The sequence below is a fragment of the Nitratireductor alexandrii genome, from assembly GCF_004000215.1.
Lineage (GTDB): Bacteria > Pseudomonadota > Alphaproteobacteria > Rhizobiales > Rhizobiaceae > Mangrovimarina > Mangrovimarina alexandrii.
Genome location: NZ_RBVY01000017.1, coordinates 1 through 22,569, shown reverse-complemented (window position 1 = coordinate 22,569; position 22,569 = coordinate 1). Strand labels below are relative to the sequence as shown.

Annotated in this window: 21 protein-coding genes and 1 pseudogene; 7 read left to right on the top strand and 15 right to left on the bottom strand. The window is 61.3% G+C overall.

Translation table 11 applies throughout. From position 1 onward, the window contains the following. Window positions 1-2: 2 nt before the first annotated feature. The 3 genes from EP380_RS22780 to EP380_RS22770 form a co-directional block, all read right to left on the bottom strand. Window positions 3-1,631, bottom strand: a complete 1,629-nt coding sequence (locus EP380_RS22780; RefSeq protein WP_127601116.1) for an HAD family hydrolase — start codon at window positions 1,629-1,631, stop codon at window positions 3-5. A 235-nt stretch (window positions 1,632-1,866) separates the two neighbouring features. Continuing rightward, window positions 1,867-2,817 carry an RHE_PE00001 family protein gene (locus tag EP380_RS22775; protein ID WP_127601114.1) on the bottom strand — a complete coding sequence of 317 codons (951 nt, stop codon included), beginning with the start codon at window positions 2,815-2,817 and terminating at the stop codon, window positions 1,867-1,869. Window positions 2,818-2,848: 31 nt separating this feature from the next. Next, window positions 2,849-3,463 carry a recombinase family protein gene (locus tag EP380_RS22770; protein WP_108610824.1) on the bottom strand — a complete coding sequence of 205 codons (615 nt, stop codon included), beginning with the start codon at window positions 3,461-3,463 and terminating at the stop codon, window positions 2,849-2,851. A 125-nt stretch (window positions 3,464-3,588) separates the two neighbouring features. Between EP380_RS22770 and EP380_RS22765 the strand changes: the two genes are divergently transcribed. After that, window positions 3,589-6,474, top strand: coding sequence for a Tn3 family transposase (locus EP380_RS22765; RefSeq protein WP_127601112.1), 2,886 nt, complete (start codon window positions 3,589-3,591; stop codon window positions 6,472-6,474). A 32-nt stretch (window positions 6,475-6,506) separates the two neighbouring features. Here the strand turns inward: EP380_RS22765 and EP380_RS22760 are convergent. The 8 genes and pseudogenes from EP380_RS22760 to EP380_RS22725 all read right to left on the bottom strand — a co-directional run. Beyond that, window positions 6,507-9,623: pseudogene (locus tag EP380_RS22760) on the bottom strand (DEAD/DEAH box helicase family protein); the annotation flags it as partial. Between the two features lie 86 nt (window positions 9,624-9,709). After that, on the bottom strand, window positions 9,710-10,108 hold the full coding sequence (locus EP380_RS22755; protein WP_127601110.1) for a DUF3085 domain-containing protein: 399 nt from the start codon (window positions 10,106-10,108) through the stop codon (window positions 9,710-9,712). An 8-nt stretch (window positions 10,109-10,116) separates the two neighbouring features. Beyond that, on the bottom strand, window positions 10,117-10,719 hold the full coding sequence (locus EP380_RS22750; RefSeq protein WP_127601108.1) for a DUF1419 domain-containing protein: 603 nt from the start codon (window positions 10,717-10,719) through the stop codon (window positions 10,117-10,119). A gap of 127 nt (window positions 10,720-10,846) precedes the next feature. Further along, complete coding sequence (locus tag EP380_RS22745; protein WP_127601106.1) at window positions 10,847-11,845, bottom strand: DUF3991 and toprim domain-containing protein; 999 nt, start codon at window positions 11,843-11,845, stop codon at window positions 10,847-10,849. Between the two features lie 198 nt (window positions 11,846-12,043). Further along, window positions 12,044-12,316, bottom strand: coding sequence for a hypothetical protein (locus EP380_RS22740; protein WP_127601104.1), 273 nt, complete (start codon window positions 12,314-12,316; stop codon window positions 12,044-12,046). 280 nt (window positions 12,317-12,596) lie between these two features. Continuing rightward, window positions 12,597-14,150, bottom strand: a complete 1,554-nt coding sequence (locus EP380_RS22735; protein WP_127601101.1) for a Fic family protein — start codon at window positions 14,148-14,150, stop codon at window positions 12,597-12,599. A gap of 299 nt (window positions 14,151-14,449) precedes the next feature. Next, window positions 14,450-15,124, bottom strand: coding sequence for a glutathione S-transferase family protein (locus tag EP380_RS22730; RefSeq protein WP_127601099.1), 675 nt, complete (start codon window positions 15,122-15,124; stop codon window positions 14,450-14,452). 94 nt (window positions 15,125-15,218) lie between these two features. Further along, window positions 15,219-15,656 carry a winged helix-turn-helix transcriptional regulator gene (locus tag EP380_RS22725; protein WP_127601097.1) on the bottom strand — a complete coding sequence of 146 codons (438 nt, stop codon included), beginning with the start codon at window positions 15,654-15,656 and terminating at the stop codon, window positions 15,219-15,221. Window positions 15,657-15,752: 96 nt separating this feature from the next. Here EP380_RS22725 and EP380_RS22720 point away from each other — a divergent pair, with 96 nt between their 5' ends. From EP380_RS22720 to EP380_RS22710, 3 genes are all read left to right on the top strand, one after another. Further along, window positions 15,753-16,628 (top strand): SDR family oxidoreductase, encoded by an 876-nt coding sequence (locus EP380_RS22720; protein ID WP_127601094.1) that lies wholly within the window; start codon window positions 15,753-15,755, stop codon window positions 16,626-16,628. A 36-nt stretch (window positions 16,629-16,664) separates the two neighbouring features. Continuing rightward, window positions 16,665-17,570 carry an NADP-dependent oxidoreductase gene (locus tag EP380_RS22715; RefSeq protein WP_127601092.1) on the top strand — a complete coding sequence of 302 codons (906 nt, stop codon included), beginning with the start codon at window positions 16,665-16,667 and terminating at the stop codon, window positions 17,568-17,570. Between the two features lie 78 nt (window positions 17,571-17,648). Next, window positions 17,649-18,695, top strand: a complete 1,047-nt coding sequence (locus EP380_RS22710; protein ID WP_127601090.1) for an LLM class flavin-dependent oxidoreductase — start codon at window positions 17,649-17,651, stop codon at window positions 18,693-18,695. 94 nt (window positions 18,696-18,789) lie between these two features. On the opposite strand, the gene EP380_RS22705 is transcribed toward EP380_RS22710, so the two are convergent. Genes EP380_RS22705 through EP380_RS22695 form a run of 3 tightly spaced genes read right to left on the bottom strand, consistent with a single transcriptional unit; the run spans window position 18,790 to window position 20,393 of the window. Then, window positions 18,790-19,146, bottom strand: a complete 357-nt coding sequence (locus EP380_RS22705) for a DoxX family protein (protein WP_127601088.1) — start codon at window positions 19,144-19,146, stop codon at window positions 18,790-18,792. Continuing rightward, a complete protein-coding gene (locus EP380_RS22700) occupies window positions 19,143-19,754 on the bottom strand; it encodes a flavin reductase family protein (RefSeq protein ID WP_127601086.1) in 612 nt (203 codons plus the stop codon). Before EP380_RS22700 ends, EP380_RS22705 begins: the two co-directional genes overlap by 4 nt. A gap of 36 nt (window positions 19,755-19,790) precedes the next feature. Then, the gene (locus EP380_RS22695; RefSeq protein WP_127601084.1) at window positions 19,791-20,393 is read right to left on the bottom strand and encodes a superoxide dismutase; all 603 of its coding nucleotides are present in this window, start codon (window positions 20,391-20,393) and stop codon (window positions 19,791-19,793) included. Here EP380_RS22695 and EP380_RS22690 point away from each other — a divergent pair. Genes EP380_RS22690 through EP380_RS22680 form a run of 3 tightly spaced genes read left to right on the top strand, consistent with a single transcriptional unit; the run spans window position 20,358 to window position 21,960 of the window. Continuing rightward, window positions 20,358-21,146: a helix-turn-helix transcriptional regulator gene (locus tag EP380_RS22690; RefSeq protein WP_336054967.1), complete on the top strand. Its 789-nt coding sequence runs from the start codon at window positions 20,358-20,360 to the stop codon at window positions 21,144-21,146. The genes EP380_RS22695 and EP380_RS22690 overlap by 36 nt on opposite strands. Then, on the top strand, window positions 21,143-21,616 hold the full coding sequence (locus EP380_RS22685) for a group III truncated hemoglobin (RefSeq protein WP_127601082.1): 474 nt from the start codon (window positions 21,143-21,145) through the stop codon (window positions 21,614-21,616). The genes EP380_RS22690 and EP380_RS22685 overlap by 4 nt, the downstream gene beginning before the upstream one ends. Next, a complete protein-coding gene (locus EP380_RS22680; protein ID WP_238720023.1) occupies window positions 21,613-21,960 on the top strand; it encodes an MFS transporter in 348 nt (115 codons plus the stop codon). Before EP380_RS22685 ends, EP380_RS22680 begins: the two co-directional genes overlap by 4 nt. A 333-nt stretch (window positions 21,961-22,293) precedes the next feature. On the opposite strand, the gene EP380_RS22675 is transcribed toward EP380_RS22680, so the two are convergent. Further along, window positions 22,294-22,530 carry an RES domain-containing protein gene (locus tag EP380_RS22675; RefSeq protein ID WP_238720021.1) on the bottom strand — a complete coding sequence of 79 codons (237 nt, stop codon included), beginning with the start codon at window positions 22,528-22,530 and terminating at the stop codon, window positions 22,294-22,296. Window positions 22,531-22,569: the final 39 nt, after the last annotated feature.

Sequence of the window (22,569 nt, the reverse complement as noted above, 5' to 3'; positions counted from 1 at the left end):
GGTCAACAGGCCGTTAACCAAGAAAATTTGCGACAGGCCCGGGCAATATCCCATAGCCGGTTTTCCGCCATGAAGCGCATCGGCTCCAGCGTAATCTGGTACCGGCGATTGGTCTGCCTTGCCGAGCCAGAGAGTTCGTTGCTTTCGGCAAGGGCATCTGCCAGGTCCTTCAGTTCCGGGCATACTTCGTCGGTCCCATCTGGCTGCGCATCATCTGCGAGCGAACCGATCATGGCGCCATTGTAGTAACCGACCACAACGCGGTCCCAAACCGCGTCGGGCAGTACGGCTCTGAGGTCGTTCCGTACCGAAACACCCCGGCCGGTGGCAATGGCCAATATGGCATCGCTGTCAGCAATCCTTTGGAGCTCGCCAGCGATGTCGGGTCGCGCGGGATCAAATCGCTCGCGCGTATCAACAACCGTGCCGTCGTAATCCAAAACGACTGCGCCAAAATTTTTCTTCTCCAGCCGGTCCACGAAATCGGCATGCGCTTTCTCCCAGAAGCGCAAGGTGTTCTTCTCTTGGAGGAAATGGACACTCTCGCCGGTTTTTCGCCGGATTGCCGCAGCAGCGGTTGCGTTGACCTGCGGCGCAGTATCTCGATATTCTCTTTTTGGTAGCTTCAAGTGATACAGTCTGCGGCCGAACTCCGGCACTCCAGGCTGCCCAGGATCGATTTCACGAGCCTGGCCCGCCCAACCGGTGATGCGTAGCGCAGCAAGGAGTGATCCCAGCAGCGCCGCCGGACCGGCGCCCGGTATGTCAAGGCTCGCGATCGGCACCTCCACGGGAACGAGTTTCAACGTCTTATTGGCCAGCTCACGGTCTTCTCCGGCGACGAGTGCCAAAACTGCAGTTTGATCCTCACACTTTGCGAGCCAGTGGTGCCGTCCATGTGCAAAGTTTCGGTAGTCCGCCAGTTGAATGTTCCCGAGAGCCGCCTCCGTGAATTTTGACTCTATGTCTATGGCACCGACCTTCGTGGACGGTCCATAAAGGACGATCGTCGTTGATCGTTGCCACAAGGTGTCCGCCGCGGCGCGCCAAATCCGGACCGGTTCGCTCGACGCATCAAGGAGAGGGGCGACGACATCGGAAACGTCATCCCAACTCGCGAGGTTATCGAAGACCGAGACGTAGGCTCGCGCGAGAAGTGTCGAGAATGCGAGCAGGGAGTTGGTGGCTAGGAATCCATCCTTGCCCGCCGGCGGGGGAAATACCAAGAGGTCTACGAAAGGGTGTCGTTCGCAAATAGCCGTGATTGGACTGTTGGCGCGCCCGCACATGACTGCGATTTGACGGTGCTCTCGCTCAATAAGTGACTTCGCCGCAACGTTGATGTCGACATTCGAGCCTCCGGCACTCAAAAGCCACTGGCTGACAGCGGCTTCGAACACGGTGTCGACGGCCTCAAGCGGCGTCTGAACAATCCCCGGTTTTCCCGTATAGGATTGATGCAGCGTCACGAGAGCCTGTGCGGCCGTTAGAGACCCTCCAGACCCTACAGCCGCCAGTGGCGAGAGGCCGGCAAGTTTGACCGCTCTTTCCAGACCGCGGATGTCGGCCGCACAGGCCCATCGAAACGTCTCTTCGAGCCGCGATATTTCCAGTTCGTATGGCTTTGCCACTCTTATTACCCCCAAACTTCACGGGAACATAACAGGAACACCCTATCACATTCGGGCGAAGTCAATACCCCCTTTTATACCGCCACGCTGATTTGCGAAGTGCGTTGCCCAAACCTCCAAAAGAATATCAACAGTTGTTTCCGGCGCTATTGCCTGCAGATCAATGGAGACAGAAAACAAGGAAGGCGCATTCGCAAATTGAATTTCAGTTGAAGCATGTATCGGCATTGCCCATTTAGATAATCCCCCACGCCCGATACCGCCCCCTCCCAGTCATCTCACGCACGCCGAGCTCGCTGACCAGATTCAACGCCCCGCGTGGCGTGACCTTCGCCGCCTTCGCAACCATATGAGCCGACACGATCGGTCGGGACAACAGTAGGTCAATGGCAGCCGGAAGGCTGCTCGTCGACCGCTTGTCGAGAGTCTTCCGCTCAAGCTGCCGTTTCGCAAGCGTCAGGCGATCGATGTCCTTCATCCCAACACCAGCAGCAGCGCCCATCGCATCCAGAAAGGCAATCAGCCTGTCCGTTCGATCACGTGCATGTCGCCGCTCGCGGGGGATTTCCCGCAGCCCCACCGAAAAGGCCAACAAGTGCGATCGGATCTTTCCGCGGGCTCTGAGGAAATCCGAGACGAGAACCTGCCCAAGCCAGTGCTGGCGTTGCAACGGTTCTAGATAATCCCAAGCGTCCCAAAGAACCGCCGCCGCCAAGGTTGCAGGCACTGCTCCGACCTTCTTCGCCAGTTCGAGCCATTCAGCAATACGTTCACCTTCATCCCAATCCGGGTCGCGAATGACCAGTTCACCAACGCTAACCTCCGGTTCACGTTTCTCCTGGTTGCCAGGCGCGCCGCCATCGACCAGCCATTTGGTTCGGGCAAGGACCTCATCGATCTCGGCAAGCTCGGGAGACAGTGCATCGTCCTCGTCCAACTCGACGTTGGGCCCCTCCCCTCCCCTGTCGACCTGTTCGGCCTCGGCCGCAGCCTCTTCGGAGATGCCAGCAAGCGCCATGATGCCCGATCGCGAAACCGCCCAGCCGGGATCGTTGCGCGCCACCCGTCGCCGCGCCCGCACGATACGGTGCGCGATCACGAGCTCATGGCTCGGCGCGCGAATGTCCATCTGTGCATCGTGAAGAACCAGGTCCTCGAGATGGATGAGTTCGCCGGCAACCCACATACTGGGGTCGTTTGCGGGAGGGGGCGAAATCCTACGCTAAGCCGAGGACACGCTTTCCGTAGTTCCTGAGTTCGCCGTTCGGGCCGACATAGCGGTAGAGGGTGACGCGCTCGATCCCCAGTTCCTTGCACAAATTGGAAACGGACGTGTCGCGTTGCGCCATGGCGGCTTGCGCGAGGCGCACCTGAGCTTTGGTGAGGGCAAATTTTCGACCGCCCTTGCGTCCGCGCGCCCTTGCGGCGGCGAGACCGGCCATGGTGCGTTCCCGGATCAGATCCCGCTCAAACTCGGCCAAGGTGGCGAAGATACCGAACACCATGCGGCCGGATGCGGTTGTGGTGTCGATCTGCGCACCCTTTCCGGTCAACACCCGCAGGCCGATCCTGCGTTCTGACAGATCCTTCACGGTGTTGACCAGGTGGGCAAGCGACCGTCCGAGGCGATCGAGCTTCCAGACCACCAGCACATCGCCTTCGCGCAAGGTTTTTAGGCAGGCGGCCAGGCCAGGCCGATCATCCCGAGCGCCGGAAGCGCGATCCTCATAGATGTTGTCCTGTTCGACACCGGCGGCGCGCAGATCGTCGTGCTGCAGGTCGAGGGACTGTGAGCCATCGGCTTTGGAAACGCGGGCATATCCGATCAGCATGTTTCTTAAACGTTGGTTTGAGGCGGCGCGCCGGCCACGATTGCATCGGTCTCTAGAAATGTATCTCAACCAGCTTCATAAACAAAGCATCTTGAACATCATCAAATTTTGAAAAAGGAACATCGATGCCACGTCGCGTCACTCTAACCGATCGGCAGAAGGACGCGCTGTTGCGCCTGCCGACCTCGCAGGCGGACTTGCTCAAACACTATACGCTGAGTGACGAGGATCTCGGGCATATCGGGCAGCGTCGCCGCCCGCACAACAGGTTCGGCTTCGCCTTGCAATTATGCGTCCTACGCTATCCTGGTCGGGTGCTGGCTCCGGGCGAGCTGATTCCGGCGGAGGTCGTCGAGTTCATCGGAGCGCAACTCGGCTTGAATGCCGACGATCTCGTTGACTATGCCGCTCGCGAGGAGACGCGGCACGAGCATCTTTCCGAGTTGCGGGCGCTCTACGGATACCGCACCTTTTCGGGACGTGGTGCGCGCGAGCTGAAGGATTGGCTGTTCCGAGAAGCCGAGATGGCGGTGTCGAACGAGGATATCGCCCGTCGCTTCGTGATCGAGTGCCGTCGAACTCGCACGGTCCTTCCTGCGACATCGACGATCGAGCGGCTTTGCGCCACGGCCCTGGTCGACGCCGAGCGGCGGACCGAGACGAGGATCGCCAGCCGGTTGTCCATGCCGATCCGGGAACAGTTACTGGCATTGCTCGAGGAGACGGCGGACGATCGGGTGACCCGCTTCGTGTGGCTGCGGCAGTTTGAGCCTGGCTCGAACTCTGCGTCGGCCAACCGGCTGCTCGATCGGCTAGAATACCTGCAACGTGTTGATCTTCCCGAGGATCTGCTGGCCAGTGTTCCTGCCCATCGGGTGACACGTCTGCGCAGGCAGGGCGAGCGGTATTATGCCGACGGCATGCGTGATCTCCCGGAGGACAGGCGGCTTGCGATTCTGGCCGTGTGCGCATCAGAATGGCAGGCGATGCTTGCCGACGCCGTGGTCGAGACCCATGACCGGATCGTCGGCAGGCTCTACCGTGCTTCGGAGCGCATTTGCCAGGCGAAGGTCGCGGATGAAGCGAACGCGGTGCGCGACACCTTGAAATCCTTCGCCGAAATTGGCGGTGCCCTGGTCGATGCACAGGATGACGGCCAGCCGCTGGAAACCGTCATCGCGAGCGGTTCGGGTTGGGATGGCTTCAAAACCCTTGTTGCAGTGGCAACCAGGCTGACCGCCACCATGGCCGACGATCCGCTCAATCATGTGCTCGACGGGTATCATCGCTTCCGTCGCTATTCCCCGCGGATGTTGCGTTTGCTTGATCTTCGGGCTGCGCCGGTCGCAATGCCGCTGCTGGAAGCCGTGATGGTCCTACGCAACGGTTTGAACGATCGTGCACATACCGGCTTCCTGCGGCCGAGTTCGAAATGGCATCGTCATCTTCGTGCCCAGGCGGCTGGCGACACTCGCCTCTGGGAGATCGCGGTGCTGTTCCATCTGCGCGATGCCTTCCGATCCGGGGATGTCTGGCTGGCCAGATCCCGGCGCTATGCTGATCTGAAACACGCACTCGTTCCGGCGCAGGCCGCGGCGGAAAGCGGCCGTCTTGCCGTGCCGTTGCGGCCGGAGGAATGGCTGGCAGACCGGCAAGCGCGCCTCGACATCCGTTTGCGCGAGCTTGGCCGTGCCGCGCGCACGGGCACGATTCCCGGCGGGTCGATCGAAAGCGGCGTCCTGCATATCGACAAGCTCGAAGCCGCCGCACCCGACGGCGCCGAGGACCTAGTGCTCGATCTCTACAAGCAGATAGCGCCCACACGCATCACCGATCTTTTACTGGAAGCGGATGCTGCGACCGGCTTCTGCGAAGCTTTCACCCATTTACGCACGGGCGCCCCCTGCGCCGACCGGATCGGGCTTATGAACGTTATCTTGGCAGAGGGGATCAATCTCGGCCTGCGCAAAATGGCGGACGCCACCAACACTCACACCTTCTGGGAGTTGATCCGCATTGGACGGTGGCATGTCGAAGGCGAAGCGTACGACCGGGCGCTGGCCATGGTGGTCGAGGCGCAGGCAGCGTTACCCATGGCCCAGTTCTGGGGCATGGGCACTTCGGCTTCGAGCGACGGCCAGTTCTTCGCCGCCACAGAGCAGGGCGAAGCCATGAACCTGGTCAACGCGAAGTACGGCAATACCCCGGGCCTGAAAGCCTATAGCCACGTCTCCGACCAATATGCGGCGTTCGCGACCCAGGTGATACCTGCAACGGCGAGCGAAGCCCCCTATATCCTCGACGGCCTGCTCATGAATGACGCTGGCCGCCATATCCGCGAGCAGTTCACCGACACGGGCGGCTTCACCGATCACGTCTTTGCCGCATGCGCCATTCTCGGCTACCGGTTTGCCCCTCGCATCCGGGATCTGCCGTCCAAGCGACTCTATGCGTTCAATCCATCGGCCGCCCCGGCGCACTTGCGGGCCTTGATCGGCGGCAAGATCAACCAGGCCATGATCGAGCGCAACTGGCCCGACATCCTGCGCATCGCCGCCACTATTGCGGCCGGAAGCATCGCGCCCAGCCAGATACTGCGCAAGCTCGCCTCCTATCCGCGGCAGAACGAACTTGCCACGGCTTTGCGCGAGGTCGGCCGCGTCGAGCGAACCCTGTTCATGATCGACTGGATTCTGGACGCCGATCTGCAACGCCGCGCCCAGATCGGGCTCAACAAGGGCGAAGCGCATCATGCGCTGAAGCGGGCAATCAGCTTCCATCGCCGGGGTGAAATCCGCGACCGTTCCGCCGAAGGCCAGCATTACCGGATCGCCGGCATGAACCTGCTCGCTGCGATCATCATCTTCTGGAACACCATGAAGCTGGGCGAAGTCGTCGCCAACCAGAAACGCGAGGGAAAATTGCTATTGCCCGATCTGCTGGCCCATGTCTCGCCCCTCGGATGGGAGCACATCAACCTTACCGGAGAATATCGTTGGCCAAAGCCTTAGCGTAGGATTCCGCCCCCTCCCGCAAACGACCCCAGGAGGTCGTCCTTGACCGAGCCGAGCGCCTCCAACCGGTCCCGCAATCCTTCCTTCAGCCGCTCGAGGCGTTTGCGCGACACCCGGTCGTCGCTTTCGACCCGGGTGAGCAGTTCCTCGTAGAGCGTAAGCTCGTCCTCGATCATCTGGCGCTCGAATTCGGCCGGGACGGCGATGAACTTGAAGGCCGAATGGGTGATGATGATCGCGTCCCAATTGGCCGTGGCGGCCCGCGACAGGAAGCGATGGCGCTTGTCCTTTGTGAAGTTGGTCTCGTCGGCGACCAGGATCCGCGCCGTCGGATAGAGCGCCAGGAACTCTCGTGCGGCCTGCGCCAGGCAATGGCCGGGAACGACCAGCATGGCTTTCGAGATCAGGCCGAGCCGGCGCTGTTCCATGATGGCGGCCGCCATCGTCATGGTCTTGCCGGCGCCGACGGCATGGGCGAGATAGGTGGCGCCCGACGAGATGATCCGCCAGATGCCGCGTTTCTGGTGGCCATAAAGAACAAAGGCGCCAGAGGCGCCCGGCAACTGGAGATGGTCCCCGTCGAAGGATCGGGGCGCGATATTATTGAAGGTATCGTTGTAGACCCGCGCCAGCCGGTCGGTGCGGACGGAATCGGACCAGACCCAACTCTGGAACGCGTTCTTGATCTTGGTCAGCTTTTCCTTGGCCGCCTCGGTGTCGACGACATTGAGCACCCGCCGCTCGCTATCGCCGTCCTTCACGGTATCGAAGATCTGCGGGATCCGGCTGTTGAGGGCATCGGCGAGCAGCTCGCCGGCATGCCGGCGCTTGGTTCCCCATTCGGACGTGCCCTCGGCGCGATAGGCAAGCATGCGGGCATCGACCGTCCAGGAGGCGAGTTCCGGCATGTGCCGGATCGTGATGTCCGTTCCCATCGTCTCCTTGACGAAGTCGACGACATCGGAAGCGGGAATCCATGGCGCGCCAAGCCGCGCGGTGATCTCGGATGGGCTGAGATCGGCCGGCTGCACGGCTTCGAGCGCCTCGACATTGCGGCTGTATGCCGGGTCGAGCTCCGCTGCGGCCTCGGCGATCGCCAGCTTGTCGCGCACGGGACCGGAGAGATAGGCGTCGGATGTCTGCCATGACCCATCCGCCGGATCGCGGTAGATCGCGCTGCCCAGCTCCTCGATGACCGTCTCGCGGTCTTCATGCAGCAGTTCGGCGATATGGTCGACATCGACATGCCCGCGCTCGTTGAGAACGACGGCGAGCGCATCGGCGGCACTGGTGATCACCGGCGGCGACGGCGGTGCGATGACCCGCTCGGAAAAGATCGGGCCGGGCTTGGCCGTATCCGTATCGAGATCGTAGGTCTCGATCGATGCGACCAGCCAGCAATCCGGGTCGTCGAGGAAGGGCTGCAGGTTCGGACGGCGATGGGTCTCGCGCGTTTCACCCGTCGCCTCGTTTTCCGTGATCGACACCCTGGTTTGATTGATCGGCCCGAAGTCGCGCACGAAGCTCGACCAGGCGATGCGCAGCTTCACCTGCAGGTCCCGCCAGGGCTGATCGGTCTCCTGGGCCTTGAGGACCGCGCGCACCGCGTCTCGGACCGGGATCAGCTTTCGGACGATGTTGATCTGCTTTTCGGAGAACCCTTCGCCGGATCGGCCCCTACGGATGAGAACCGGAGCGGGTTTGCCGTCAAGCACCTGCATGAGGCCCCTCGACGCGTCGAAGACAAAGCTGCCTTCCCTGACATGGACATCCTCGGGTCTAACGATGTCGATATCTGTGGGGCGAAGCTCAAGATCGACATCGATCGCTTCGGGCTCGCCATCATAAAGGGCTTCCGGGAGGGAAAGGATGGCCGTGTCTAACCTGGTTTCGAGATCGCCCTCATCGGGCAGACAGGTATAGGTCTCGCCGAAGGGACCGGATGTGGTCGCGTGACGGCCGAGTACATGGTCCGGATGGTCGGCAAACCAGCGGTTGACCCGGACGGCCTCGCTGTCCTCGCTGGCGGCAACGACCTCGACGAGGTCCAGCCAGTTCGCCTCGCCCTGCGGCTCGCCGGGCTTGCGCTTGCGGAAGAACAGGATATCGACGACGACATCCGAGCCGGCATCTGCGCGAAAACTGCCTTCGGGCAGGCGGATCGCGGCGATCAGGTCGGCCGACTTGGCGATGTGTTTGCGCGCCGCGGCATCCACCTTGTCCATCGTGCCCGACGATGTGACGAAGGCGGCCAGCGCGCCGGGTTTCAGAAGGTCTATCGATCGGGCGATGAAATAATCATGCAGACGCAGACCCATCGACCGGTAGGCGCGGTCGGAGCGAACCGTCCGATCCGAGAACGGCGGATTACCGATGGCGAGATCGAAATGCGCCGGCAGATCGGTGCGCGCGAAATCGCCCTCGATGATGCGGGCGACCGGCTGCAGAAGGCGAGCGATCCGCGCCGTGACCGGATCGAGCTCGACGCCGGTGACGAAAGACGCATCCCTTAGTGCCGCCGGGATCAGGGCCGGAAACAGCCCCGTCCCGATGCCCGGTTCGAGCACACGGCCGCCTCGCCAGCCGAGGCGCTCGAGCCCTTTCCAGATCGCCCGGACGATGAACTCAGGCGTGAAATGCGCATATTGCGTGCAGCGGGCGAGCGAGGCGTAGTCGGCCTCGTTCACGGATGCCTGCAGCTCTTCGCCAAGCACTTCCCAACCCTTGCGGAATCCCTCCTCGCCCGGCCGGGTGAAGATTGTGTTGGCGAGATCGGAGGCGCCGAACCCGGTGAACCGGATGAGGCGTGCCTGCTCTTCGGACGTCGCGGGCCGGTCCTCCCCCGCGATCGCCGCGGCAAGCGAGATGGCGTCGAGGTTGGCACGGGCGCGGGCTTTCCAGCCCTTTGCCAAGGCGCGATTTCCGGAAAGATGGAAGTTGCTGCCGCGCTCGGGCGCTTCGGCCGCCGGTCGTTTCGCGGACTCCTCGCGCGCTGGCGAACCGGATGAATTCGCCAAGGGCGCAGGTTCGGTCTCGCCTGTTTCAGCCTTTGGGCCATCGGCGAAGGCGGTGACGCCAAGGCCGAGCCCCGAGGACAAGGCCGAGCTACCGAACATATCGAGCGTGAAGGGATCGTGGTCTGACATGGTGATGTCTCCTGTAAGGCGGGCGCACGAAGCCGCGCCGCCGGGAGGCCCGGCAGCGTTTGCCACGTGCGGATTTGAAAGCGGGGTTAGCGGGTGATCAGCGAGAACGAGATATCGTTCTCCGTAAGCTGGATGCCGAGATGGGTGATCCCGAAGCTGCGGTTGAAGCTTGGAACCAGCAGATCGGCATCGATAAACTCGATGCCGTCATCGCCGCCGAAGTGTCGGCGTTTGTAGTCCCACCAGTCGGTATCGCCCTTCGGGTGGCACTCGGTCGAATAAACGACGAGTGGTTTCTGACCTTCGGCGAGCTTGCCGTTGGAGATGATGTAGACGCCCTCGTCGCCGACGAGCCAGAAGCCGGGCTTTTCGCCCTCTCCCGGCCGTGTGCCGTAATAGGGATTGCGGAAACCGCCATTGGCGGCGGCATCCTCTTCGCCGCGCGCGATGACCTTGCGCACCGCAAGGATCGGAAATGTGAACATGGCCCACCTCACGCGGCTTCGGGCAGCGGCAGGTGACGCAAATGCACCGGCAGCTTTTCGGAGATCTGCTGATCGGTCAGGCTCTCGAGCAGCTCGAACCGCGTGACCGGCTTGGCGTAGACGATGACTGTCCGCTTGCCGCGATGTTCGGGGCGGAAGTCGTCGCCGGCATAACCGCGATACTTGTCGTGGGTGGCGCTCCAGATGTGCTCGATCCGCTCGTCGCGGGTCATCGCCTTGACCGGCTGCCGTTCGCGCTCGACGATCGCATCGCGCATGTCATAGACGGACCGCGGATCGGACAGGTCGCAATAGGCGTGGAAGTACCGGGTCACGCCATTGATGCTGAGCGTATAGAAGACGCTGGCGATGCTGCCGGTCAGGAATTCGCGCATGGCGAACATCTCTCCGCGCATCCAGAGCGGCGGCAGGATTTCGAGCATATAGTCATGCTGGGCTTGCGCGATTTCGAACCATTCGCCGGCGTAAAGCGCGCTGTCATCGTTTTGCCAGCGGTTGGGCCGCTCGGCATGGCGGTCAAATAATCTGAACATCTGGTGGCGATCGGTAGTGCCGAAATAGACTTTTCGGATGGATGGATGAGAGGTCATGGCAGGCTCCTTCGGGACTTGTCCCGGGCCGGAGCGCGGCGCACCCTTTCGGTGTCACCATCTTCTTCAGCCCTTCCGGACCCTTTCCCGCGGCCGCCTCTCCGTCCGGCCGGGTCAAGGGCCGGCGTCAGCCGGGCGGAGCTTCACCCTTGAGGCGGGTGGCGGGCATGCGGCAGGGCTTTCTCCCCTCTCCCTCTCCCTCTCCCTCTCCCTCTCCCTTTTCCTTCGTCTTTCTCACCGTCTCCCGCAGGACGTGGTTCCAGTCCTCAAGCTCCGGGCACAGGCGCACGAAGCCGCAACCGGCATCGGTGGCAAGCGCCTCGAGTCTTGTGGCATAGGTCTCCCCTTGCGCATTGTTGTCGGTGGCCGCGACCAGGAGGGCGTCTGGCTGGACGGCAAGATCGAGCAGCGCCTCGGAGCTCGCCGGCGACCAGCCGCCGCCGGTGCTGAGATAGCGCGTGTCGGGGCGCTGTTCCTCGAGTGCGGCAAGGCTCATAGCGTCGATCGCGGCCTCGGTGACGCAAAGTCGCGGCCCATCGGCGGGCCCAAACCGAAAGAGGACTTTCGCGCCTCCCGTTGCAAATCCACGCCAGTCGGGACCGCGCTCCTCCCAGCCGGTCACGGCGCCGGAGCGGTCCCGATGGGCCGCCCACATGCTGCTTTGCGGGCCTTCGCACAGGATGTCCTGCGTGATGGCCGCTCTGAGAATCGCCTCGGGAATGTCACGCTCGTCGTGCAGATAGCGCCATGTCAGCGATCCACGCCAGGGTTTGCGCCGCGCGTTCCAGCGTTCGGGAATGGAGAGATCAGGCGCGTGCGCGCGTGACAATCGCTTCCATTCCGGTTCGGAAGGGACGAAGCCGACCAGATCGGCGACGACATAAAGCGCGGCCGCGAACGGGAGACCGTCGAGATGCTCGACCAGTCTGAAGACGTCCCCCTTGGCCTCCGACAGCGGATCGAACCAACCCTTGCCCTCGTGAATGACGATGATGATGTCGTCGCCGCGGCGGTACTTGACCGCCTTGCGGGTGCTTTCCTTCAGATCGACGGCGAAGCCGGCGGTTTCCAGGACCGCCCCGCAATTCACCTTCTCTCTCAGCTCTTCGAGCTCGGCTTTTTCCATTTTCTTTCCGCGTCTTGCGCGGTCCTCTATCCGGTTTCCGCTCCCTGGTCTTTAGGGGCGGGACCCGGATGCCGCGAAGAGCAAGGCAGGCCAGGGCGCGGCTGGCAATCCGGCAATTGTGCCGGGGCAGATTTATTCGCAGCCAGACGTGGCGCAGCTTCCCTTGCCTGCCGCCGCGCGCAAGCGGCAGGCCCAGCCTCACATCCCCTTGGCTTCCTCCTCGTCCGCGATCCGGCGGACGACATCGAAGTCCATTTCTGCGAGGGGACTGATGCGCGCGACTTCCGCTGCCACTTTGACCCAATGATAGAATTCGTCCCGGTCCCCGTGATGACGGGCACGCGCGGCTCGGCGTTGTGCCTCGTAATAGGCGTTGACCTCATCGGCAGCAGCAAGATGACGGGCATCGGCCTGCCAGCGGCGCCGGATCGCATTTCTGTGCTGAACCCATCGGTGAATCGCCGTGAACACTGGTAGTCCTTGCCTCCAGGTCCCGCCCCCTGGGTCAGGGATGGCCGCCCGCATGGGTGAAAACCCGTTCCGGGGCTTCAGCATTGCCAACAGCCCGGTCCGAAGGGCGACGCCCACAGCAACGTCATTTCCGGCCGTACCTCCAATATGTTCACTGCCCGACATTCCGGCTTTTGGAAGAGACCGCTGACCAAAATTTATATCTAATCTTTGGTCAGTGAGGGTAGCCAGCATCCTGCCCGATCCCTCGGGTGGCTCTCTCCAGGCTCAATCTACAAAGTCATGACGACAAGTGTGCTTTTTTCGGCAACTCGCCAGACCAGGCAAGCCGGTCCGCAATCAATTCGGCAAATGATGCAATTGAACCTTCGACACTCGCGGCCTCCAAAGACGTCATGTAGGCGGCCCTGTGTTCCAGATCGATGATCGTCCAGGGATAGCCGCCCGAAGCAAGCATGGTGTTCATCAGGAAACGCGCCATACGGCCGTTACCATCCGGATAGGGATGAATGTAACCCAGGAGCCAATGGCCTAACACGGCCCGAACTGCCGCTGATTCCTCGTGCTGAAGCCGATGAAACAATGCCGCCATTCCATCGGAAATGGCCTCGACACGAGGTGGAGTATGTCGCGAACCGCGCAGATAGACGGGATGATTGCGATATCCGGCCAGTGCCCCCGCCTTCAGGATGCCTGCAGTCACCGATGGTCGAAACAGCTCTTCATACCAGCTATCGTGTTCCTTGCTCACAACCAGACCTGGCGGTTCTCCTGCGATGATCTTTTCGATTGATGCCCGGACAGCCTGGAACGCCTGCCAGTATCCCCTCGCCGCCAAAGCGTCGATGTCCTTCTTGTGTTCGGGATTGCCAAGCGGATCAAACGAACCTTGCCGTACCTGTTCAATCAACTCCTCAGTGACGGAATAGCCCTCGATGGACAGCGAGTGATAGGCGTCGTTGACATAGATATCATCGACCTTGGCCAAATAGGCTTGCCTGTCTGTGGGCAGGCCGGGTTCCTTCGGGAACAGGTCGATGATCGTTTGCCGATGTTTGTCCCATGCGTTGTTCACGCGCGCTGCAAGGGCAGAAATCCCGATGGGAAGAGACGCGACATGCTCAACATCGGCAAACGGGTCTTTTTCCCGGATATCGTAGTCGGCTGCCTTCATTTTCCGAATTATGGCGTCGGCCTCGTCTCCCCGTTCCATGCGACGTAGCGCACCGGCGATCCTCCCCGCAGCCGACACGTGACCTCCGTCAAGTAGCCGGGAAAGAAGCGGATTTGTGTTCTTCAGGCCGCTGAGAACGATCTGCGCCTCGGCCGGATAGTTTCTGAAAAACGCTTCAGGAACGTTGATCAGTGCCGCCTCGACGGTCAGAAGAGACAATCCGTCCTTTGCGGCGATGTCCTCTTTGGGAGGCAATGCCTTCTTGAGATCATAAAGCGACGTGTCGAATGGCAGGACGGTGTTGTTCCCCGATCCCTTTGGGCTCCATATGATGACCTGTTTTGGGATAAACCCGCTTTCCGCGTGGAGCAACAGCGACTGCTCGGATGAGAAACACCAGTCCGATCCGAAACGCTCATGGCAATAGCGGCGGCAGAAATCCCAAAAGGAGGTGTACCAGAAGGTGGATTCGTTGGGCTTGTCCTGCGGACGGGTGACGATCAGCCAGCCAAGGATGATGTCCTTCAGGAAACCGTTCTTCTTGAGCCTCTCACGATGCGTACGGCTGAGTTCACCGCTTTTCAGCACATTGCCGTGCTGCGCTTGCAGGTCCTTGAGCACCTCGAGCGAGGCAGCGAGCTTTTCATTTGGCGTGGCCATGATATGTGTCCGCGATCAGCATCCCGGCAGGATACGCGTTTTCTTGGTTGTTGAATTACACGTATTTACTGCTGATAGATTACACGTTTTACGCGCCGTGTAAATGCGCGTACATCACGACACGCGCCCAAACTATGCCGCGCCGCGACCGACCCGCTGGAACCTTGCTTCACGTCGAATAGCAGGTCAGAGGTCACCGATCACAGCCGCCCTGAACACCGAGGCCACTGCTCATCACCGTGAATCCAAAGGAACAATGCCTTCTCCCTGGGATTAGCTGCGCCTAACTGATGCGGCAACTATGTATGGCTGCCCAGGACGAATGCGTCGTTCTTGCGCAGAAAGCCCAGGTAGCGATCGACGTAGTCGGTTGGAACAGCGGTCTTTACGCTCGCACGATCGGCAAGTGCTTTGCGCCAAGCCTCTAGCTTGGCAAAGCCCTCGACCAAACCCGTTGGCAAAACGGTTTCGATAGTATCGATCTGACGAAACGCCGGTCCGAACGCGGCGTCGACAAAGGAAAACCCACCGCCGGCAAAATACGGCCCCTCTACTTCGCCTTCCAGACGCCCGAATTTTTCCCGGACCGCCATTGCAGCTGCATCGAGATCGGCTGCATTCCCCGCTGTGGTGTATTTCCAGAGATCGCCCAGCAATTGCGAGGCAAACTCCATCCACGCACGATGGCGCGCCCGTTGCAGGGCATCCTGTGGATGCAGTTTCGGTCCCGGCGCCGCCTCTTCGATATACTCGACGATCACGGAGCTTTCGAAAACATAGACCGGCTCTTCCCGATCCCTTTCAACCTTGAGTATGGGAACCTTCCCGAATGGCGATATCTCGCGAAACCAGCCCGGCCTGTCCGCCAGATCAATGTAGACGACATCGAAATCAGCACTTTTTTCTTTCAGTGCGATGACGGCCCGCTGAACGAATGGGCATAGCGGGAAACTGATCAGTGTAAGCTTGGTCATCAGGTTGCTATCCTATTTGAAATAAAGAAAATGTCTGCGAGACAATGTTTCCACCAATCGGCATTAAAAGTGCTCGATGTTGCGCGGCGATGCGTTAAGCGGCAACGGTCTCTTGCCTGTCGAAGGCATCACGCGCGGCGCGGATATCGTCATGGCGCTTGTCGGCCCAGACGATCAGCCCGGCCAGCGGCCGAAGCGCCGAATGGCCGAGGTCGGTCAGGCGGTAGTCGACTCTCGGTGGTGTCGTTGGATAAACGGTCCTCTCAACCAGTCCGTCGCGCTGCAAAGCCCTCAGCGTCTGTGTGAGCATCCGCTTGGAGATGTCCCCGACCGCCTTGTTCAGCGCACTGAATCGTTTGGGCTCGCGGGCGAGCATCATCAGGATCAACACCGACCATTTGTCACCGATCCGGTCGAGCACGTCCCGAACCGGGCAGTTGGAGGCATCGACGCCTTCAGCCTGCCATTGATCAAAGTGTTGGATAATCTCTTCCGGCACCTCCGGGAGGTTACTCACGTGTTCCCTGGTCATTGAAAACTGCCTCCTTCCAATGCCTATCGATCCTTGGTAACGAAACGAGACCATAACTCATTTTGTAACCAAAATCAAAGCGTGAAGGAAAATGTCATGGCTACCAAATACCTCGTCACCGGCGCATCAGGCCAACTGGGCGCTCTTGCGGTCGCCGATCTGGTGAAGGAAGTTCCTGCGCAAGATGTCGTCGCATTGGTGCGGCGGCCGGACTCGGCAGCGCCGCTCGAGGCGCTGGGCGTCGAGGTGCGTGTCGGGAACTATGACGACCCTGCCTCGCTCGAGAAGGCGTTCCAGGACATCGACCGTCTGCTTCTTATCTCAGCCTCCGAAATGGGAAAGCGGACAGCACAGCACAAGAATGCGATAAATGCCGCAAAGGCGGCCGGCGTCAGCTTCATCGCTTATACCTCTATTTTGAGGGCCGACAGTTCCCCGATCGGGCTCGCCGCAGAGCATCTGGAGACCGAGAACGCCATCAAGGCGTCCGGCATCCCCTATGCCCTGCTGCGCAATGGCTGGTATACCGAGAACAAGACCGCCTCGATCGCGCCTGCGCTTGAGCACGGCGCCTATATTGGGGCAGCCGGGGAAGGACGCTTCTCTAGTGCAACCCGGCAGGATTTCGCGGAGGCCGCCGTTGCCGTCCTGACCGCCGATACGCCGGAAGCCGGCGCGGTCTACGAACTGGCTGGCGACGAGAGCTACACAATGGCCGAGTTCGCCGCGCAAATCGCCAGCGCGTCCGGCAAGCCCGTCGCCTATGTCGACATGAGCGAAACAGAGTTTGCCGCGGCGCTCGAAGGCGCCGGCCTGCCGGGGCCAATCGCCGCCATGCTGGCTGACAGCGATGCGCAGGCGGCAAAGGGTGCGCTGCAGGACGACAGCCACACACTTCAGAGCCTGATCGGCCGCCCGACCACACCCTGGGCTGAGACCGTGCGCGCCGCGGTTAAAGAGCTGAGCGCCTGACGCAGGCTGGACAACAAGAACCACAAGGAAACCATTATGAAAGCAGTGCAGTTCAATGAGTATGGAGGACCGGAGGTCCTGAAGATCGTCGAGATCGACGAGCCCCATGCCGGTCCGGGCCAGGTTCGGATCGCGGTCAAGGCGGCCGGGGTCAATCCGGCAGAGTGGAAGATACGGGCAGGCCTCTTCAAGGACTTCATGCCGGTCGAATTCCCCTCTGGTGTCGGCTTCGAAGGTGCCGGGATCGTCGACGAGGTCGGCGAAGGCGTGACAGGCGTCGCGGTTGGCGATGCCGTATTCGGCTCGGGTGTCGCCACGGCGGCGGAATATGCGGTGCTGAACTACTGGACGCGCAAACCCGACGACATGCCCTTCGACGTGGCCGGTGGGTTTTCCGTGGCTTCGGAGACAGCGATCCGCAGCCTCAACTATACGGACGCGAAGGCCGGCGAGACAGTTCTGATCTGTGGCGCAGCGGGCGGGGTCGGCTCCGCGGCGATCCAGATCGCGCGGGCGCGCGGGATGACCGTCATCGGGACGGCGAGCGCGGCCAAACACGACTATCTGCGCGAACTGGGCGCCATTCCGACGACCTATGAACCGGGCCTCGCAGCACGCGCGAAGGAACTGGCGCCGCAGGGCGTGGACGTGGCGCTGGATCTCGCCGGCGCCGGGATCATCCCAGAACTGATCGAGATTACCGGCGATGCGTCGCGGGTCATCTCGATTGCCGATTTCACCGCGCCGGAACATGGCGCGCAGTTCACGCCGACGCCGCAGGAGCACCCCGAACGGGCGTTGGCGGAAGCGGCGCGGCTCTACTCGGAAGGCGCCTTGCGCCTGCAGGTGGAGAAGACCTTTCCGCTTTCGCAGATCGCCGAGGCCCAGGCGCTCAGTGCCGAAGGGCATGTCACGGGTAAGCTGGTCGTTACCGTAAGCTAACCCACGAGTGAGTTACCACTCCGACACCCGGGCGGCGCTACTGCTACCCGGTTGTCCTGACCAATCATGCGAGGCCCAATGGAAATCGGACTCTTCACCTTCGGCGATATCGGCACCAATCCGCATACCGGATTAACGGTCAGCGCGCCCGAACGTCTGCGCAACATCGTCGAGGAAATCGTTCTTGCCGATCAGGTCGGGGTCGACGTCTACGGGCTGGGCGAACATCACCGGCCTGACTATGCGGTCTCGGCGATCGCGGTCGCACTTGCGGCCGCGGCGACACAAACTAAGCATATAAGGTTCACCAGCACCGTTTCCGTTCTGAGTTCCGACGACCCGGTGCGGGTGTTCCAACAGTTCGCAACCCTGGACGGGCTGAGCGATGGACGCGCCGAGATCATCGCCGGGCGCGGTGCCTTCATCGAGTCCTTCCCCCTGTTCGGTTATGATCTGGATGACTACGAGGATCTGTTCATCGAAAAGCTCCACATGCTGCTGGCGATTAATAAACAGGAGCATGTGAACTGGCCGGGCAGCAAACATACCCAGGCGCTCGACGGGCTGGGGGTCTATCCCCGGCCTGTGCAGGCCCCGCTTCCGATCTGGATGGCGGTCGGTGGAACGCCACAGTCGGCAGCTCGCGCGGCAAGCCTCGGCCTGCCCGCCGCCTTCGCCCTGATCCTCGGCGGCGAATGGGCGCGGCTTGCGCCGCTGCTGCAGCTCTACCATCAAACGGGTCACTCCGCCGGGCAAGACAGGTCCCGCCTGAAGACCTCGCTGAATGCGCATGCGTTCGTTCATGAAAGCATGGAAAAGGCGATCGACATCTATTATCCGGCGCATTCCGCCAGGATGGGCGATCTGGGGCGCGAGCGTGGCATGTCTACCCAGAGCCGGGAGACCTTCACCGCGTTTTGCGGTCCGCGCGGCGGCTACTTCGTCGGCGGGCCCACCGAAGTGGCCGAGAAGATCCTCGCCGCCCACGAGGCATTGAGGTTCGACCGCATAATGCTGCAGTTCGGGGTCGGCGTCATCGAGCATCGCGAAATGCTGAAAGCCATCGAAATCCTCGGCACCGGCGTTATTCCGGAAGTGCGCAGGGGACTTTCAAAGAGCGCTTGAAACCGACGGCTTCCTGCGGCCATCTGCAAACGACAGCAAAATGCGGCCCGCGACGAGTTGACGGGGCGGATGTCGCCGAGGGCGGCGCTCCCGGTCAGTACCTTCTGTGCTGGGCACGCCATGTGAGCCAGCCGTTGAGACATACGAGACAAAGCACGATTAGCGGTGCGACCGCGTGCGAATATTCCCCGTTGAGGAGCACCGTTACTGCCGCCGCCGCCATGACAGCGGCCGCAAGCAGGCAACCGGCAAGCCGTGTGAACGGCACTGCGATGAGCACGGCCGAGGTCCATTCAAGAATTCCGGTGACATAGTGGAACCAGCCCGGGTAGCCCCAGGTCTCATAATCTTCGATGACCTCAGGCGATGCGAAGATGTTCAGAAAGCCCCCGAATAAGAAGAAGGCCGCCAGCAGCCAGGCGTAAATGTGTCTCCAGGGAATGTTCTTCACGGCTTCTCTCCGTTCTCGATCAGCGCGCCGTCAGGGACGACATGACCGCCGTTGCGTCCGATGGATTCTGTAATCGACTTGTACCGGCGTTGATGCCAGATCAGGGGCCGCCGTTCGGAAATTTTCTCGATAGCCACGACCCCACCGGCGAAGAGCATATGGGTCTCAGTTTCCATCGCGCCGATCAGGTCACAATCCATGGCGACGACCGCTTCCGCCAACCGTGGATGTCCGGAGGGCCATTCGGACCAGGAGCCATGGTCGAACCGTTGGTCCGGGTGGCCGCGGCCCGCGAAGGCGTCGGCCACGTTCTGCTGCTTCCGCGACAGCATCGCGAGCGAGAAGCCGTTGGACTTGCCGATCATATCGGCAAGGTCGCTCGTGATGTCGATTGAAACCAGAATGGAGGGCGGATCGACGGACAGCGAGAATAGCGACGTCACCGTTCGTCCGAGGCGCCTATCACCATGACGCGCCGTCACGACGCAGGCGGTTGTGGCGAAGGAGGCCATGGCGTCGCGGAAGTCACGCTGAGCGGCAAAGGGCCGAAATGCGGTGCCGAGCCGAAACGCCGTTGGCTCGGTCGGATGAGCCTCATGGTCTGTCATGATCCTTGGTCTTTCCGGCTCTGCCGGTGGCGGACCCTATCCGAGGTTCGCTTCCGCGAATTCGTAGTTGGCCAGATTGTCGAGGAAGTTCGACACATAATCCGGACGGCGGTTGCGGAAGTCGAGATAGTAGCTGTGTTCCCAGACATCGAGGCCGAGAAGCACCCTGCCCCCGCCGGTCGCCAGCGGGTTGGAGCCGTTCGGCGTCTTGGCGGTCTTCAGCTTACCGTCGTCGCCGAGAACGAGCCATGCCCAGCCGGACCCGAACTGGCCGACAGCGGCGGTCTTGAAGGCTTCCTTGAAGGCGTCGACCGAGCCGAAATCCTCGACGATCTTCGCTTCCAGCTTACCAGGGATCGCGCCGCCCTTCGGCGAGAGCGCGCTCCAGAAATGGATGTGGTTCCAGTGCTGGCCGGCATTGTTGAAGACCGGCGCCATGTCGGGCTTGTCCTTGACGAAGGCGATGATCTCCTCGAGCGACTTGCCCTGCAGGTCGGCGTTCTTCTCGACGAAGCCGTTCAGCGCCGTCACATAGGCCTGATGGTGCTTGCCGTGGTGCAGTTCCAGCGTTTCCTGGCCCATGCCGCGTTCGGCGAGAGCGGATTGGGCGTAATCGAGGGCGGGCAGTTCGAAGGTCATGACGGGTTCCTTTCATTGGACGGCTTGCACCGGCATACCGCATCGGTTATTTTCCAAGTGATGTCTTTGAAAACTACCTCCGATAATATGTCAAGTGAAGGCTTGGAAAATACCGGCTGGACGCCACGCAATCCGGCAGAGCGCGTCCTTATGCTGCTCAAGATGCATGGATCGCTGACTGCAGCTGCCCTCGGCGATAGGCTCGGCACGACCGGCGAAGCCGCGCGCCAGCAGCTTGTCCGGCTGGCTGACGAGGGTCTCGCGGTCGCCTCCAGCGAGCCGGCCGGCGTCGGCCGGCCAACACGGATCTGGAAACTGACCGCGGCGGGACATTCCCGCTTCCCGGACACCCATGCCGCGCTGACCGTGCAAGTCCTGGAGTCTGTTCGTTCGGTTCTGGGCGAGGATGCTCTCGAGCGGATCATCGAGAAACGCGAGGACGAGACCCGCGCGCAATACAGGGCCGCCATGGTCGGCTGCACCGGCCTTCATGAACGCGTCGCAGCCCTCACGGAATTGCGTTCAGGCGAGGGATACATGGCGAGTTGGCGGGAAACAGACGACGGGAATTTGTTGCTGGTCGAGAACCATTGCCCGATCTGTGCCGCTGCCACCTCCTGCCAGGGCTTTTGCCGCGCCGAACTCAATATTTTCCGCGACGTCCTGGGTCCGGAGGCCACGGTGGAGCGCGCGGAACATCTGGTCAATGGCGGACACCGCTGCAGCTATGTCATACGTGAGGCCGACGCATGAATACGTCCGCCACCGGGCGGCTGCGCGCCGTCCATCCCGACATCGGGCGCGCGCTGGGCGAAGGCCTCGACGAGGCCATGATCCGCCGCGTGGTCGACCGCTTCTACGCGCTTGCCCGCCACGACGGGTTGATCGGTCCGATCTTCCTGCGCGTCGTCCCGGACGAGCGTTGGCAGGCGCATCTGGATACAATCATCGATTTCTGGAGTTCGATGCTGCTCGGCACCGGGCGCTATGGCGGGCGGCCGATGCCCAAGCACATGGCGATTCCGGAACTCGACGACGTGCATTTCCAGCGCTGGCTCGCGCTCTTCCGCCGGACCGTGGAGGAACTGTGCCCGCCGGCGTCCGCCGCCCTCTTCATTGATCGCTCAGAGCGGGTCGCCAATTCCTTCCGCATCAACATCAAAATGCGCCGCGGCGAAGAAATCATTCATATGAAGCCGCTGGATCGCGAGGAATTGTCTTGAACGCCCTGCAAGAAACGCGATCTTCGACAACCAGTTTCTATCTGACCGCTGTCATTCTCGGATTGCTCACGGCTGTCGGGCCATTCGCGATTGACATGTACCTGCCGGCGCTCCCCTTCATCGAAAAGGGGCTCGACACGGACACGGCTACCGTACAGCTGAGCCTCCTGTCCTTCTTCGTCGCAATGTCGCTCTCGCAACTGGCTTACGGTCCGCTTGCCGACATATATGGACGCAAACGACCACTCTTTCTCGGTCTTGTGCTCTATCTTCTGGGTGCCGTGGCCCATTCATCGAGGACCAAAACAAACCCGTACCCCCAGGCGACGTTGCCTATACCGTGAGCCTGCTTTCCGAGATGTTCGCAACCGAAATTTCCAATATGCGGAGCCAAATTACGCGCAACTTTGCATCGGTAGTCTCTCACGAAGTGTCGTGAACGATAGGGCTCGACGCTGAATCGACGCCCAATGAAAATTGGCCATCGAGTGAAGGTCGCGGACCGCCCCTTTGGAGGACAAAGATAGTTCGGCCTGATGTCAATCTCCGGAGAGCCACGTTGGCATGCCCTGCTCGCGGGATTTGATCTTCAAGTTGTATCACTCGCGAGACGATTACCAGCCTATGGAGGCAAGTGAATGGCGAAACGGCCTTAGTACAGGAACCGCGAGAGGCTTCTAGGGCGCAAAGCCAACGCCGTACTGCTCGGCCAAACTCCAGAACCAGTCGTGATCCAGATCCGTCTCGCGGGCCACTTCGCGAATTGCGCCTTCTGTCGCGTCGAAAAGAGCATGACAGAGCTCATCATCGTCATGCCGCGAGAAATAGGCTATTCCGTCAACATTTACCGGGTGGCTTGCCAGCGCCTTCGACCAGGACTGAGGCACATCATAGGGTAGACCGCTGTGAGTCATGTCGATTTAGGTTTGAAACCGAGACTCGCGCATTGAGTG